This window comes from Veillonella sp., from assembly GCF_018364065.1.
Classification (GTDB): Bacteria; Bacillota; Negativicutes; order Veillonellales; family Veillonellaceae; genus Veillonella_A.
This window is the reverse complement of sequence record NZ_JAGZMO010000002.1, coordinates 310211-326281: the sequence shown is the minus strand read 5'-3', so window position 1 is coordinate 326281 and position 16071 is coordinate 310211. Positions and strand designations below refer to the sequence as shown.

Here is a 16071-nt window from a genome sequence, read left to right as displayed (position 1 = left end):
AGATGAGAGGGATTATATGTATATATTTGATGGTGCCATGGGCACAATGTTACAACAATCAGGGTTGAAAGAGGGGGACTGCCCTGAATTATTTAATGTGGATCATCCGGAGATTATAAAAGGAATCCACAGTGCGTACTTGAAAAACGGCAGTCAAATTATTACGACTAATACATTTGGCGGCTGTGGTTTGAAGTTAGCTGACTATGGTTTGGAACACCGGGTGGCTGAAATCAATAAGGCAGCGGTAAAGGCAGCTAAACAGGCCATTGCAGAAGTTAAGCCTGATGCACGCGTAGCAGGCTCTATGGGGCCTACGGGACTTTTTATAGAGCCGTTGGGAAATGTATCCTTTGATGAAATATACGATACATATAAAGAGCAGGCCTTAGCTTTGATTGAAGCCGGTGTGGACTTTGTTCTTATTGAAACGATTATAGATATCCAGGAGATGAGAGCCGCTTTGCTGGCAGCACTGGATGCACGAAACGAATTGGGAAAAACGGCAGATGATGTTAAGGTTATTTGTCAGTTTTCTTTCAGTGACGATGGACGTACCATTACAGGTACGCCACCGGAAGCGGCAGCTATTTTAATGGAAGCTATGGGCGCTGATGTAGTTGGTATTAACTGCTCCTTAGGGCCGGAGCAGCTTATTCCCTTAGTAAAGAGATTGGCATCGGTGACAACCTTGCCGATTAGTGCTCAACCTAATGCGGGCATGCCTGTTTTAGTGGGAATGGAAACTGTATTCCCTTTGACTCCGGAAGAAATGGGAACCTATGTAGGGGACTTAGTTGATGCGGGTGCCTCTTATATTGGGGCGTGCTGCGGCAGTACACCGGCTCATATTCGTGAAATTGCTAAAGCGTTAGAAATTCATACGCCGAAGGAACGCGTATTTCCGGAACCTTTCACAGCACTTACCAGTCGCAGCGGCATTGTCCGTTTGGGGCACAAAGAGCGACCTGCTATAATTGGTGAACGTATTAATCCTACAGGCCGAAAAGTGTTGGCTAAAGAGATTCGCGAAGGTAACTTCACCATGGTAAAACGGGATGCGTTGGCACAGGTAAATGCGGGAGCACATATTTTAGATGTAAACATGGGCCTACCGGACATTGATGGTCCGGCCATGATGAAACGAGCTGTCATGGAATTAACCATGCTGGTAGATGTACCCTTATCAATTGATACATTAGAGGCGGATGTAATGGAGGCAGGACTAAAAGCCTATCCGGGCCGACCTTTGATCAACTCGGTAAATGCGGAACCGGAACAACTTGAAAAAGTGTTGCCGTTGGCTAAGCGATATGGGGCGGCATTACTTTGTCTGCCATTGGGAAAAGGAGATCTGCCTGTTACAGCGGAAGATCGCGTTGCTTTAGTAAAAGAAATCGTTTTGGCTGCGTATCGTGAAGGACTTCGCAGTGAAGATTTACTATTAGACCCGTTAGTACTTACTTTAGCCAGTGGCGAAAATAGTGCAAAAGAAACCTTACGGACTTTGGCACTTTATAAAGAAACGTTTGGTTTTCCTACCGTAATGGGGTTGTCCAATGTATCATTCGGCTTACCTCAACGGCCGTATTTAAACAGCCAATTTTTAACAATGGCCTTATCCCACGGATTGACTACACCAATATTGAATCCGTTAAATAACCCGGTGAAGAAAGCATTCGTTGCGGCCTGCTCACTACTTGGCCATGATCCCGGGGCAGCTGATTTTATAGCACAATACGGTAATGAAGAAGAGACCGTTATTACAACGAATAAAGCGAAAGAAGCAGCCGTTCAATTTAACAGTGATGATCCGCTTGAGAATATTCAACATGCTGTAGAACAAGGGGAAAAAGAGCGTGTTGTAGAATTGGTCGAAAAGGCATTAAATGACGGTATCGATCCTTTGAAAATTACGAAACAGGCTTTGTCGGAAGCCATGAATGTAGTAGGTGATAAATTCGGCAGTGGGAAGGCGTTCTTGCCACAAGTAATGCTGGCGGCGGAAGCGATGCAACAGGCGTTCCAGACGATTAAAAGAATGTTGCCTGAAAATAACGATATAGTTAAAGATACTGTTATTGTGGCTACGGTGAAAGGTGATATTCACGACTTGGGGAAAAATATAGTCGCTGCGCTGTTGGAAAATAATGGATACCGCGTTATTGATTTGGGGAAAGATGTGGCACCGGAAACAATAGTGGAAGTGGCGGAACGTGAAAAAGCTTCCGTCGTTGGTATATGTTCCTTAATGACTACAACTATGCCGATGATTGATGTAACTATCAAGGCTATTCGTGAAGCAGGTCTGTCTTCTAAAATCATGGTAGGCGGTGCTGTGCTGACTCAGGAGTACGCTGATAAAGCCGGAGCTGATTGCTATGCAAAGGACGGTATAACGGCAGTTAATATCGTAAAGCGACTCTTGGGTGATGACTAAGAGAAGTTTAAGAGAAAACTAAGAGAAAACTAGAGAATACTAAAAAAACTAAAAAATTAATAAAAGAATAATAAAAGAATACCAAGAGATAATTAGAGAGAGTAAAGAAACTTTAAGAGAATATTTGAGGTTTTATTTGGGGGGAGTTTATTTGGAACAATTACGAGAGAAGCATAAGCAAGGGAAATTTACTATAACTGTGGAATTGGATCCGCCTAAAAGTGCTTCGGCGGAGAAAACATTCCAAGAGGCTCGCTTATTGGCCGGTAAGGTAGATGCTATAAATATTGCGGACTGCCCAATGGCAAAAATGCGTATGAGCCCTATTGCATTGGCACATTTGATAAAGAGCCACGAAGGAATCGATACGATATTTCACTTAACTTGTCGTGACAGAAATGTGATCGGATTACAATCTGAATTGTTAGGAGCAGCAGCTCTAGGTGTCGATAATATACTTACACTGACTGGCGATAAACCTTCCACTGGAGATCATCCGGATGCGAAACCTATATTTGAAGTTGACTCTATGGGATTGTTAAAAATCGCTAACGACTTAAATAATGGTGAAGATTTAACCGGCAATCCATTAGATGTTAAAACTAACTTCTATATTGGTACTACAGGAAATCCGGGTGCAGATGATTTAGCACTGGAGAAAGAAAAGATTATCCGTAAGATTGAAGCCGGAGCTCATTTCATACAAACCCAACCTATATATGATTTGGAGAAGGCAAAACGATTCATTGATGTAGTTGCACCTTTGGGACTTCCTGTTATGCTGGGACTTATCCCTTTAAAAAGCTACAAAATGGCGAACTACTTACATACAAAAGTTCCGGGGATTTCGTTGACTGATGAAATACTGAAACGAATGGAAGTAGGAGGTAAAGAAGCCGGGCTGGAAATAGCCGTGGAAACATTACGAGAAATTAAAAAGATAGCCCATGGCGTACACATCATGCCACTGAATGACATACAGACTGTCCTTTATTTAATAGATCATGTGTAGGTATTAAATAGTAGCTGATGAAATAATAGAAACTCCCAACTTAAGTTACATTAAACTTTTATATAACTTAAGTTGGGAGTTTTTTGTTTCACGTGAAACAATTATAATAGAAGTATAGAGTTTATAAGCTTTGAGTTTTATTAAACAATTCAAAGTTTATAAGACAATCGTTAAAAAATAAACTTAACTATGAGGAATATTTGATAGAAATATAAAGACACATTGCCCACTTACAGTTTGAGAGTGATGTAATACTAGAGTGGTCTAAAATTGATGAAGATGATGTGTTAGACGATATAATGTTTGAGAGTAGTCCAATACTAGTGTGCTCTAAAACACCATATCTTGACTGCATCATTGCCTCCCAGTTTGAGAGTAGTTCAATACTAGTGTAGTTTAAAATGCGTAAAATTGGGCAAGCGTTAACCGGTAGTTTGAGAGTGTGTAATACTTGTGTAGTCTAAAACTGCCATAATATCGGAGGGGAGTCAAGAGAGGTTGAGAATAATGCAATACAAGTGTGGACTAAAAATGTATAGGGATTGAATATGTATAATCATCTCGTTTGAGCGTAGTAATATATTGTGGTCTAAGCTACTTTAATACATTATTGCCCACTTACAGTTTGAGAGTTAGTGTAATAAAGAAACGGTGAATATAAGTAAGAACTCTTGGGGGTCACTACATTTGAGGATAGTGTAATAACATAATGATGGAATAATTTGCATGATTACAAAAATGCTGAGCAGTTGTTTGAGAGTAGTTTAATGTTATTATTTTGTTTCACGTGAAACAATTTTTATGACGATTCTGACTCAGATGGTCTAATGTTTCACATGAAACATTTTTACGATAAGTTTAAATTAAAATTTAGCCTTCAAATTTATTGTTTCACGTGAAACAAAATGTGTAAAAAAACTAAGTTAAGAATATTAAGGTAATAAATGTTAATTCAATAATGCCTTACAAAAGATGGAAAGAAGTGTTTCACGTGAAACATTTCTTTTTTACTCAAATGGATAATAAGGGATTTATTGAATGAAAATTTACTTTATTATTATGAGTTTGATGGAAATTCCCGTTTTTTACGGTGTGAGTATGATATAATATTTTATGTATTTATTGTTCAGAATGAGGTGAGCTTGTGGGAAAAGTAATAGCCATTACCAATCAAAAGGGCGGAGTAGGGAAAACAACAACATCGGTAAATCTTAGTGCTTGTATTGCATCAACCGGCAAAAAAGTGTTGCTGATTGATATGGATCCACAAGGTAACGCAACCAGTGGTTTCGGCATTGATAAGGATAGTTTAGAGGCAAGTATTTATGATGTGCTAATTAATAATATGGCTATTAGTGACATAACTACTTCCACAGCTATAAAGAAGTTAAAAGTGGCACCGGCAGCTATTGATTTGGCAGGTGCAGAAGTTGAGCTGGTAAATTTAGAAAAAAGGGAATTTATACTTAGAAAGGCGTTAAAGGAAGTTAGGAAAGAGTATGATTTTATTTTTATCGACTGTCCTCCATCTTTAGGCCTATTAACACTAAATGCCATGATAGCAGCAGATAGTGTATTGATTCCGATTCAAAGTGAATTCTATGCGCTAGAAGGGGTTAGCCAATTAATTAAAACGATTGATTTAATTAAAGGCGCGTTAAATAAAAACTTGGAAATAGAAGGTGTACTATTAACGATGTTTGATGGTCGTACAAATCTTTCTATTCAAGTGGCCGATGAGGTGAAGAAGTACTTTACGACTAAAGTATATAAAACGATGATCCCTCGCAATGTAAGATTAAGTGAAGCTCCAAGTTTTGGTGAGCCAATTATTATTTACGATCCAAAATCTAAAGGGGCGGACGTATATATGAAGTTAGCTAAGGAGGTCATTAAGAGTGCCGCAAAATAGAAGAAAATCAGGTTTGGGTATTGGTCTTAAGGCCTTGATTCGAAAATCAGAAGGTGTAGCGGAAGAGTTAGAACCGAATGCTATGTCTGAAGAAGAGGAGCTTAGCAAAGAAAACACCGGCTCTAAAAAGACGCAATCGAACAGAACAGCTAAATCCGGAGCAGGTGATACAAAATCAACTCGTAGCGGAGCACGCACTAAAAGTGGCAAGCAGGTCGCAAAGAAGACTGATGATGAAGCAATAGAAAATCGTGTAGAAGATGCTGAAGAAACTGCAGATGCACAAGGTTCAGATAAAGAGTTTAATAATAGTGCTGAAAATCAAGAAGCAAAAAGCACACAGACAGAGATGACAGCTTTATATGGAGAGCCTCGTTTGGAAGGATCTGTTCTAATTGAGGTGTCTAAAGTTATACCAAATCCAAATCAGCCTCGTAAGAATTTTGCAGAAGATGATATGGATAGCTTGGTAGAGTCAATTCGTCGTATTGGCGTGCTCCAGCCTATTATTGTTTGCAAACAGGGTGATACCTATCAGCTGGTTGCCGGTGAACGTCGTTTACGAGCATCTCAAAAAGTCGGCCTGGAATTGATTCCTGCATTAATCAAAGATTACAGCAGTGAAGAAGTGACTGAAATTGCGTTGGTGGAAAATTTACAACGTCAAAATTTAGACCCTATTGAAGAAGCTTTTGCTTATCAGCGACTTATGGATACGTTCAAGCAAACACAGGATACGATTGCCGGACGTTTAGGCCGCAGCCGTTCTTATATCGCTAACATTGTACGTTTACTTAATTTACCGGAATTTGTACGCAATGATCTTTCCGCCGGAGAAATTACTGTAGGTCAGGCAAGACCGTTATTGGCATTGTCCGATGAAAGTGCTCAGCGCGAAGTGTGGACACTTATTAAGGAAAAAGAATTAAATGCCCGTCAAATTGAAGCGTTAGTAAAACGAGTAAAAGAAGGCAAGGGCCTTGAAAATAAAAAGCCTGCCGGTTCGATTCACGAAACTGCAGAACTTAGAGCCATGGTGGATCGTTTGAAGTTAAGTATTGGCGTGAAAGCGGCAATTAAGTTAAAACCGGGTAAACAGGTACAAGGACGTATTGAGTTACCGTTTAAAAACGAAGATGAGTTAAACTACTTGATTCAATACATGGAAGCACAGCAATCGACTGAATTAACAGATGAATCTGCTCCAATGAATGAAGTATCGGTAGCAGGTCATGCGGCTTCAACAGGAAGTGTTGCAGGCGAAGCAGGCAGACAAGCCGAGGGTCATGATGACTTTATTGAAGAATTAGAACATAGACCTTTTAAAGTATAAAAGATATAAGAAAGTATAAAAGATATAAGTGTGTAATTTGCTATAGGTGGCAAGTAGTAAGGCAGGTAATAAATGACAAATATAGCACAAACACCTTCAGCTAATAGAATTCATATCGGATTTTTTGGACGCTGTAATGCAGGGAAGTCTACGTTAATTAATATGTTAACGGGGCAGCCGCTCGCATTGGTGTCCGAAGTGGCAGGTACGACAACTGACCCTGTAAGTAAGGCGATGGAAGTATTGCCATTAGGTCCGGTTATGTTAATTGATACAGCCGGTGTAGATGATACGTCGGAACTTGGAGCATTACGCATTGAAAAGACAAAGGCATTGCTCCCTAAAATTAACTTGGCACTGTATGTGCTGAAAACTGATGCGGAACCAAGTAAAGAAGATGTGGCATGGTTAAATCAGTTAAAATCACTAAATGTTCAAACGCTGCTTATTTTGAATGAAGTAGGAGCAGTAAGTGGAGAAGCCTATGTAGCTAAGTATGAAGATGTATTAAAACAATTCTCCTTTACTTACATTAGTGCAAACTTATTGACCAATGAAAAGCAATCCGCCATTTTAGAAGCTTTAGGAAAAATGAAGCCAAAAGATGGGGAGGCGGAACAAACATTACTTAGCGGATTGGTGGAACCGAATGACTTAATGGTTCTCGTATGTCCAATTGACTCGGCAGCACCAAAAGGACGCTTAATTTTGCCACAGGTGCAAATGATTCGCGAAGTATTAGATGGTCGTGGCATGAGCTTGGTAGTGCAAACCGAAGAGGTGGCACCACTGCTGGCAACATTAAATAAAAAGCCGAAATTGGTCATTACAGACTCTCAGGCATTTAAAGAGGTGGCAGAACAAGTGCCACAGGATATTCCATTAACATCGTTTTCGATTTTAATGGCCCGCTTTAAAGGAGATTTAAAAATTCTCTCGGAAGGTGTAAAAGTGATTAAAAACCTGAAACCGGGTTCCAAAGTATTAATTAGTGAAGGTTGTACTCATCATCGTCAATGTGATGACATTGGCAGTGTAAAAATTCCTCGCTGGTTAAAACAGGCAGGCTATACTGATTTAGATTTACAGTGGACTAGCGGTGGTGCATTCCCGGATGATGTAAGTTCATATGATCTTATTATTCATTGCGGAGCATGCATGCTTACCCGTCGCGAAGTGCTGCGTCGTTTGGAAGTATCTTCGGAGCAGGGTGTGCCTATAGTTAACTATGGTGTACTCATTGCTTCATTACATGGTATTTTAGAACGAGCTCTTATGCCGTTCCACGATGAGTTGGTATAAAACAGAATAAAAATTCACATAAAAAAATACACTCAGAGTCTTTGACTCTGAGTGATTTATTTTTCTCTGGGGGTATAAGTAAACAGAATAGCTTTATTAATCAAAAATAGATATTAAATATGAAATTCATAGACGTTTTAACAGATATTTTTCGAATTACAGTAGAATAAATTACCGGGTTGTAATATAATAAAAGATACGGCGGTTAGTTATTTTTTCAGTAATTTACCACTGTTTCAAAAGCAATTTATAGGGTATAATATATAAATTGTGTTTTATCTTTTTGCAAATTATACAATAAAAACGCAAAAGTGTGCAAAAATTTCATCGAATTTGATGAAATTTCCTATATATTATCAACATTCAAACTCATTTAGAACATAAAGTTGATAAATAAGATTTAAAATTAACATTTAACAAATATATATGATTATGTATATCCCCTCGATTATTACTTCAATTATTTGGGTGAATTTTAAGGGGATAGAATAAGGTGTACAATTGTTATTAACTGTATAAAAGAAATATTATTACACGTAATGTAAAATATTATAAAACAGGACATACATAATCATCATTACTGATTTAATAATTGAGAATACTAAGTGCTCCACATCATTGGGTAAGACAATGTTTGTGCAGGACTTTACTATAGAAAGGCTAATATATGTTTGAGAACTTTCAAACCTGGATCGTACTAGGTGAAGGTTTAGTTATTATTGTTTTGTTTTTGTACTGCGTATTGTTACAAAGCAAAATCAGTTCCCTTCACAAAAAGTACAATTATTTCATGCGCGGTGAAAACGGCATCAGCTTAGAACGCAAATTATCTGTAGAAGTTAAAGAATTGCGCGAAGCGGCCGAATCAATTGAAACCCTGTTCCAACAGCAACAGGCGATTACAAACACACAACAGAGTACATTCCAAAAAATTGGTTTTGTAAAATATAATGCATTTGAAAATATTGGCAATGATTTGTCATTTTCTGTTACTTTGCTGGATGGTAACAACAACGGTATTTGTATTTCCAGCGTGTATGGACGAAGCGAGTCCAGAATTTTCAGCAAACCTATTGTAAAAGGTAAGAGCTTAGCCAGTCTGTCTCAGGAAGAGATGGAAAGCCTGCAGGAAGCTTTAGGATCTAAGACTAATGAAGAAGCCTTGGTTACCGGCTCTGTAGCTAAATAGGTTACATGTTAATAGGAAAAGGAAATACCAAATTAGTATTTTCCTGACCAAACTGATGCTGCACAGGACCAATCTGATGCTGTACAGGAGTAATATGATGGTGCGCCAAATCAAGTTGGCGCTGCTATCGATAAAATTTTCTGTAAAATTCAGCAAAATTTCAGATAATCTTTATAATAGGGAGCTATAATTGTAATTTATTAAGGTGGGCAATAAATTTATAACTTGCCTGCATGGCTTTTTGCGGCCTTTTTTAGGGTCCTTAGAGTGTTACATCAAACAGTTTGTTTATATTTTAAATAAGTATTTAAACAGATATGCAATTTAGAAAAAGGGGGAGACAGAATGAAGGTGCCTGGCTTTTTAGAGAATCTCATAGAGTGCCGGGATAATTCGTATACGCTTCGTTTTAATAAAACACAGATGCGTATATTTGTCGCTGTACTTCTTGCTCTAATAATCGGTGCCATAATATTGGGCATATGGGGAATTGCTCGCCAAGCTGAACTGATGGAGTTGCGCCAGAAAACGCAGTTACAGACGGAACAGCTGAAATTATTACAGCAGAAGACAGAAATTTTAGATAAGAAAATTCAAACATTAGATCAATTGGATCAGGAAATTCGTCAGATGGTTAAGGGCTCCGAGTCGGGCGCTGTTCCACAGGGCGGCGGCGAAGCAACAACGCCAACTAAAGCAGATAGTGAGGACCCTGGGGCGGCACCGCAGTCCATTACGGTAACTGAGTTGTCTGCGAAGCTCTCCCATTTAGACCGTATGGCTCAACAGCGCATGGCGTCATTTTACATGTTGCGCAACGTTTTAAAAGATGGAGCCGGTCAAAATATCAGAGATTTACAGTCTATTGCATTTAACACGAATAATCCTGCCGGTGCAAGTACGACGATGCCGTCTATTTGGCCGGTAAAAGGTGTAATTACATCTACCTTTGGCGGCCGTATTGACCCGGTTTATGGGGTTAGCGGTAACCATGAAGGCCTGGATATTGCCAACGATTATGGAACTCCGATTGTGGCTACGGCTGCAGGTACGGTCACTTTTGCGGGCCCTACGAGCGGCGGTTATGGTAACCTGGTTGAAATCGACCACGGCAACGGCTTTGTAACTCGTTACGGTCATACGTCGGTTATTTTAGTAAGCGCCGGTACGGTGGTAAAACAGGGCGATACGATTGCCTTGATGGGCAGCACCGGTAAGAGTACGGGCAGTCACTTGCATTACGAAGTAAACATTAACGGCAGTCCGGTAGATCCGATGTTGTTCTTGCCTATTCAATAAAATAAGGCGATTCAAAAAACCTAATACATAATTTTTGATTAGTAAAAGTCATGTCTGATTGAAGCAGCATAGCGGCATAATACGCCGTCTATGTATGAAACGCTTCCTTCGGTCATGACTTTTATTGATTTATGATGAATTTATATAGATGATGTACAATGTTGTATATTTTCTAATGTATAAATGTGATAAAATAATAGTATACGCAGTGAAATAGAATAAGTATTGCAACATTTCGGGAAAAAGAGGAAATTTTCCCCGAGGTGGCGAATATGTAAGGGAAATGCTTAGTTGAGAAACTGCAAGGCACAAAGGAAATAGAATAGTTAGAGTATGGAGGGTAGGTGTTGCCTGTGACCGGATTAGCCATAGTGCTGCTGGTTATTATTATTCTAATCGGAATTGTTCTTTTTAGACCCATCAGGTATTCATTCGAAGTTGTAGCACGGAAGCCTTATAAGGCCGAAATCTATATTGAATGGTGGGGCAAGATGTTTTTAGTTCATTTTAAATATGAACAAGGAACACCATTTTTCCAGGAAGTTTATATTTTACGCAAAGCCAAGCTGGGTAAAGTCCGTAACTATGAGGACTGGCTTGCACGGCGCGTAGAAGAAGAAACGACAGACGCTGATGAAGCTGAAACGGCAGATTTCAAACAATCTGAAGAAGAGGTAAAACAAACCGAATCGGCCAAACAAACGGCAGCTGATAATAGACCTGCCGATGTGGCGGATGAACCGTTAGGCAAACTTCGCTTCAACGCTGACGGCACCATGTATGAAGAGGATGCCAAACGAGTGGAAGCGTGGAAGGCGGCGCAAGCGGCCAAGAAGGAAAAAGAAGCTGCTGAAGCAGCAGGTACATCAGATGCGACTACCGATGACGGTAAAGAGGCGGATAAGGATTCCAAGAAGGATAAAACCTCCGATCCTCATAAATGGTGGTGGGTTAAGCATGTTACGAATGGTGCATTGTATGAAAAACTGTTGCTTTTGATGAAGCGCAGTTACAATCATTCAAAGCCTCGTGAAGCCAATATTGAAGGAATATACGGCAATGGAGATCCTTATAAAATGGGGATTACCGCTGCTGCTTTATACTCCATTTGGCCTGAACAGATGGCAAATGTACAATTAAAGTATACGGAACGTGCTTTTGAAGGCAGCGTATTTTTGAAAGGCCGTATATTACCGGGCGTTATGGCTTGGTACGGCACTTTATTCGTTTTCTCAAAACCAATGCGTGACTTAATCGTAGATGTAATTAAGTTTGTATTGCGTGAAAGGAAAAAGAAAAAAGCCCTTCAAAAAGAAGAAAGTAAACAAAAAGAACAGTTGGCATAAATAATAATCAGTCATGACGAAACAGTGTAAAGTACACAGACTGTGAGGAGGATATGTATGGAAAATAAAATCACCTTTATTAAAGATAACTTAGAACCAATTTTTGAGAAATTCAAAGAAATGATTAAAGTAGAAACTGTTGTAGGCGAAGCTGTTCAAATCGGCGATGCTACATTGGTTCCTTTCGTTGACGTAACTATCGGTTTCGGTAGCGGCGGAGCTGCGAAAGCTGAATGTGGTGGCACCGGTGGCGGCGCTAAAATGGAACCAACAGCTGTACTTGTTATTAAAGGTGAACGCGTTGAGCTTTTCAATATTAAAGGCTCCGCAAAATACAGTGGTTTCGACCGCTTGATCGGTATGGTTCCGGAAATTATTTCCAAACTTAAAAAAGACAAATACATTTACATCAATGAAAATGATGCTAAATAATTAGAACCCATTTAAACATAGTAAGCATATTGAGCAGTAAACGTTTTAAAGAGGCAAAACAAGCATAACCACAGGTCTTTTCACCGCATTTCATGAAAGACTCACCATGAATCGATAAGATAGTGGGCATAGCGAAAGAGTTTTAACATTTGCTTCTTATGATAGTTATCAGTTACGTTTGAATGATGATTATCAATTATTTTACTAATATGAAAAAACGCCGCATTTAAAAATAATCGGCCCTATCTTGTAGTTTATCAGAATTTCTGTTACTATAAGAAAATAGAGCATATGTTGTGCTCTTAATTGTAAGGAGGTCTTTGTGACATGAATTTTAAGAAAAAAATTGCAACATTAGCAGTATTAGGTACTATTGGTTTGAGCGCAGTTGCCGGTGCAGCAACAATTGGTGTTGTTAATATGAGTCAGGTTATGCAGGCTTATCCTGGATTCGGTGCTCTTCAGATGCAAGCTCAGAAAGTTGATGCTGAATACGGTCCTAAACTTCAGAAAACCGCTAATGAAATCAATGCATTAAAAGATGATGCGGCTAAACAAGATGCTTACACTAAGAAATACGAACCTGTATTGAAAAAATACGACGAAGAAATGAACAAAATCTACGCTCCTGTAGATCAGATCATTAAAGACAATCTTGAAAAAGTGCGTGCAGAAAAGAACATTCAGATCATCGTTGCTGATCCTCGTGTAGTTGTAAGTGCAGAACCTAACACTACTATCGAAGACGTAACTCCTGATTTGGTAAATGCAGTACGCGCTGCGAAATAATTAGCAAGCATTGAGCATATGTGATAAGCACCATCTTGGATGAGACTTACACATACTGTATTGCGATTATTCATTGCAAATCATAAAGAGGCGACCTAGGTCGCCTCTTTTTTTTATAAATTACTGTGAACCTCCGTACTCTAATTCACTTTATATTACTATAACCTCTTTTGCCTATAAATCTATTTTTTTACTTTTAAGTTTTGATACTTTAATTTAACGTAAAAAAATATATTCTATAAATTAAGAGGAATCGTATTTTCATAAAGGAAAAAGATTGCACTCTGTGGAATGTATATAAGAGTGATTACTCAATATATTATTGAGACCGTATAAGGATACGATTCTTTGAGGAGGGGTATTATGATTCATACTACATCACAGGAGTTTTTAGAGAGCTTGAAAGAACTGGTTAATATTGACAGCTACAGTAAAGATCCGCAAGGGGTAGCGGCGGTAGCATCTGTGATGAAGAAGAAGTTTGAAGAATTAGGGTGGCATATTACGGAGCATCATCCATCTGAGGAAGCAGGTCCTTTGTTGGTGATTACCAATAAGGTGACTGCAGAAGAACAAGACGTTTCCGGTGCCACACAGGGAGCTCCTATTTACGATGTATTGCTGTTGGGTCATATGGACACAGTATTTAAAACAGGTACAGTGGCGGAACGGCCGTTCTCCATAGATGAAACACATGCATATGGGCCGGGCGTGGCAGATATGAAAGATGGCTTGCTGGCGGCTTATTATGTTTGTAAGAGCTTGCAGAAAAATAAAGAGTTGGATAACTTGTCCATCTGTGTTTGCTTCAACCCTGATGAAGAAATCAGCTCCCGTTATTCCCGTCCTTACATTGAAGCATTGGGCAAACAGTCCGGATACTGCATCGTTCTTGAATCGGCACGTATTAACGGCAACTTTGTAAACGAACGTAAAGGCATTGGCAAATATATGATTGAGTTTTTCGGGAAAGCGGCACACGCCGGTGTAAGCCCTGAAAAAGGTGCCAATGCGATTAATCAATTCCTTCATACCGGTCAGGAAATTAATTCCTGGGCAAAACCTGAGCTTGGTACAACAATCAATATCGGTACCATTCAAGGGGGGAGCACGCCAAATACAGTACCTGATTACGTGAAAATTGTAATCGACGTACGTTTGAAACAGCTTTCCGAAGGCGAACGCATTCATGCATTGATGACAGATTTACCTAATCACATGACAGTATCCGGTGTAACGGCTAAAGTAACCGGTAATATTGCGCGGCCTCCAATGGTTAAAACTGAAAAGACAATGGCATTCTGTGCTGCCGTTGATGAAATTTGTAAAAAATTAGGTATTAAGGCCGACTGGGAATCTACCGGTGGCGGATCGGACGGCAACTTTGTGGCCGCTCTTGATGTGCCAACGATAGATGGTTTCGGACCGGTTGGCGGCAATGGTCACAGCGTTGATGAATGCTTGGAAATTAAACCAATTATGGAACGCTTGAATTTACTGTATGAAACTGTAAAATGGTGTGGCAAACGCTAATATAATCTTTTGCGTTTAACTCTCCGAGATTTGTTGAACAAGCTTCTTATAAATGGCTATAAAGAAAGGCACTGCTTTTATGAAAGCAGTGCCTTTTTGATTGTATTTTGCTAAAGCGTGCACAGTTGGCTACATCTTTTAGCTGTATATTTACATGCATGTGTTTTATGATTAACGATTTTTACCTAAGTCTTTTACTTAAGGTTTTGTAACTAAATTTACAATGAATTCGCTGTCTTCTAATAATTCAGCTTGGATGTAGTTGTCACCATTGAATTCGAGCACGGTGCCGGGGGTTAGAATGTGATCTTCTGATTGGTTCAACTGTACATGTACTTTGCCTTTTACCACTGTGAAAATTACATTGGCTTCCGGGTGATTGTGGTTTTCTACTTTTTCACCGGCTTTGCCGCCTTTTTTTACAACTATATAATTAGGACCTTTGAATAATAAACCTAATTCGTTTTTTTCTGTACCGACCATGATGAACAACTCCTCTCGAGTGTTAATTATAAAAGGTGAAGTGAATAAATTTAAAGAAAATAAAAGCTGTAATAGTACTGCAATAGCAGTGAAATAATATTGAAATAATATTGAAATAATACTGCAATAACAGTGCTATTGAATATGTTAAAAATAAATGCCGACAGGGTAATGAGATATAGTTCTAAGGGAAAGGGTAATAACTGTAAATCATAACTTGCACCTGCCGGCATATGTATCTTTGTGTGCCGGCGTTGAGCCGGTTTATGAGCCTATAGTCTTATGTTGATTAATTTTATAAGCTCCTGTTGCTCTATTTATTTTTTCACGATTTTGTAAAGAGGGAATGCCCCATCTTTTGGTTCTACTACGAATTCATAATCGCTGTCCGCAGCGTTTACGAATGCTTTAAACCAAGCCTGGTAAGCGGTTGCCATGAAGCGTTGATCCACACCGGATTTTACCCAGTTAGGCTGCTGATTTTTATGATTCCCTTCCCAAATGAACGCATCTTCCGATTCGGAGATAATATCGTCTCCGCCGTCGCAAGGCATGCCGTTCAAATAATAATCCTGCATAGCCTGGTAAATGTCCTGAGGACCGCCAACTTGAGTGAGCTGTTCTTTGGCGAGTGTGCCACAAGCTGCCCCTTGTGTAGTGAAGGCGGTTAGAATTGCTTCTTCCGCATCGGAACCGCCGCAATCAAGAAGGTCCTTAATGAAGGTACCTTCGCGTACGCTGGCTGTGTCGATTTGACTTTGAAGCCAGCCGTGAATATTGCTGTGGTCGATGATGGTATCGAGCGGTTGATCTGCCGGAATCGGTGCTCCGTAAATATCAACGGCCGTGCTGTGAAGCTCCGTAGCCAAATCGTCCAAGCGTTTTTCACTTTCGTCTAAAATTAACTGTTCTCTCTCAATAACAAGACGGATTTTTTTATATAACCAAAAATGGATATGACCTAAAAATGCTGACATGTAAGACTCCTTTTTATAGTGTAA

General features: G+C 39.4%; 13 protein-coding genes. 11 read left to right on the top strand and 2 right to left on the bottom strand.

All coding sequences use genetic code 11. From position 1 onward, the window contains the following. Positions 1-16 precede the first annotated feature (16 nt). From KHZ77_RS03315 to KHZ77_RS03265, 11 genes are all read left to right on the top strand, one after another. Complete coding sequence (locus KHZ77_RS03315; protein ID WP_295195698.1) at positions 17-2440, top strand: homocysteine S-methyltransferase family protein; 2424 nt, start codon at positions 17-19, stop codon at positions 2438-2440. A gap of 151 nt (positions 2441-2591) precedes the next feature. Beyond that, on the top strand, positions 2592-3452 hold the full coding sequence (locus KHZ77_RS03310; RefSeq protein ID WP_295195696.1) for a methylenetetrahydrofolate reductase: 861 nt from the start codon (positions 2592-2594) through the stop codon (positions 3450-3452). Positions 3453-4596: 1144 nt separating this feature from the next. Beyond that, positions 4597-5364, top strand: coding sequence for an AAA family ATPase (locus KHZ77_RS03305; RefSeq protein WP_295195694.1), 768 nt, complete (start codon positions 4597-4599; stop codon positions 5362-5364). Then, the gene (locus tag KHZ77_RS03300; protein ID WP_295195692.1) at positions 5351-6697 is read left to right on the top strand and encodes a ParB/RepB/Spo0J family partition protein; all 1347 of its coding nucleotides are present in this window, start codon (positions 5351-5353) and stop codon (positions 6695-6697) included. Before KHZ77_RS03305 ends, KHZ77_RS03300 begins: the two co-directional genes overlap by 14 nt. 81 nt (positions 6698-6778) lie before the next feature. After that, positions 6779-7999 (top strand): [FeFe] hydrogenase H-cluster maturation GTPase HydF, encoded by a 1221-nt coding sequence (gene hydF, locus KHZ77_RS03295; RefSeq protein WP_295195782.1) that lies wholly within the window; start codon positions 6779-6781, stop codon positions 7997-7999. A 667-nt stretch (positions 8000-8666) separates the two neighbouring features. Beyond that, positions 8667-9188, top strand: coding sequence for a DUF4446 family protein (locus tag KHZ77_RS03290; protein ID WP_295195690.1), 522 nt, complete (start codon positions 8667-8669; stop codon positions 9186-9188). 423 nt (positions 9189-9611) lie between these two features. Next, a complete protein-coding gene (locus tag KHZ77_RS03285) occupies positions 9612-10487 on the top strand; it encodes a M23 family metallopeptidase (protein WP_295195781.1) in 876 nt (291 codons plus the stop codon). 491 nt (positions 10488-10978) lie between these two features. Further along, positions 10979-11833, top strand: coding sequence for a hypothetical protein (locus KHZ77_RS03280; RefSeq protein ID WP_295195688.1), 855 nt, complete (start codon positions 10979-10981; stop codon positions 11831-11833). A 57-nt stretch (positions 11834-11890) separates the two neighbouring features. Then, entirely contained in the window at positions 11891-12265 is a 375-nt protein-coding gene (locus tag KHZ77_RS03275; RefSeq protein ID WP_295195686.1) for a spore germination protein GerW family protein, read from the top strand. A 327-nt stretch (positions 12266-12592) separates the two neighbouring features. Further along, the gene (locus KHZ77_RS03270; protein ID WP_295195684.1) at positions 12593-13054 is read left to right on the top strand and encodes an OmpH family outer membrane protein; all 462 of its coding nucleotides are present in this window, start codon (positions 12593-12595) and stop codon (positions 13052-13054) included. A 363-nt stretch (positions 13055-13417) separates the two neighbouring features. Further along, positions 13418-14587, top strand: coding sequence for a M20 family metallopeptidase (locus tag KHZ77_RS03265; protein ID WP_295195682.1), 1170 nt, complete (start codon positions 13418-13420; stop codon positions 14585-14587). A 198-nt stretch (positions 14588-14785) separates the two neighbouring features. Here KHZ77_RS03265 and KHZ77_RS03260 read toward each other — a convergent pair whose 3' ends face one another. Together KHZ77_RS03260 and KHZ77_RS03255 are read right to left on the bottom strand one after the other, a co-directional pair. After that, positions 14786-15070, bottom strand: coding sequence for a cupin domain-containing protein (locus tag KHZ77_RS03260; RefSeq protein ID WP_295195680.1), 285 nt, complete (start codon positions 15068-15070; stop codon positions 14786-14788). 317 nt (positions 15071-15387) lie between these two features. Then, on the bottom strand, positions 15388-16047 hold the full coding sequence (locus KHZ77_RS03255; protein ID WP_295195678.1) for a hypothetical protein: 660 nt from the start codon (positions 16045-16047) through the stop codon (positions 15388-15390). Between the last annotated feature and the right edge of the window lie 24 nt (positions 16048-16071).

Bases quoted from the DNA above. Each gene is read 5' to 3' on its own strand.
- KHZ77_RS03280 (WP_295195688.1), top strand. From the start codon at position 10,979: ATGTTTTTAGTTCATTTTAAATATGAACAAGGAACACCATTTTTCCAG.
- KHZ77_RS03315 (WP_295195698.1), top strand. From the start codon at position 17: ATGTATATATTTGATGGTGCCATGGGCACAATGTTACAACAATCAGGG.
- KHZ77_RS03285 (WP_295195781.1), top strand. From the start codon at position 9,612: ATGCGTATATTTGTCGCTGTACTTCTTGCTCTAATAATCGGTGCCATA.
- KHZ77_RS03270 (WP_295195684.1), top strand. From the start codon at position 12,593: ATGAATTTTAAGAAAAAAATTGCAACATTAGCAGTATTAGGTACTATT.
- KHZ77_RS03255 (WP_295195678.1), bottom strand. From the start codon at position 16,047: ATGTCAGCATTTTTAGGTCATATCCATTTTTGGTTATATAAAAAAATC.
- KHZ77_RS03260 (WP_295195680.1), bottom strand. From the start codon at position 15,070: ATGGTCGGTACAGAAAAAAACGAATTAGGTTTATTATTCAAAGGTCCT.
- KHZ77_RS03265 (WP_295195682.1), top strand. From the start codon at position 13,418: ATGATTCATACTACATCACAGGAGTTTTTAGAGAGCTTGAAAGAACTG.
- KHZ77_RS03275 (WP_295195686.1), top strand. From the start codon at position 11,891: ATGGAAAATAAAATCACCTTTATTAAAGATAACTTAGAACCAATTTTT.
- KHZ77_RS03290 (WP_295195690.1), top strand. From the start codon at position 8,667: ATGTTTGAGAACTTTCAAACCTGGATCGTACTAGGTGAAGGTTTAGTT.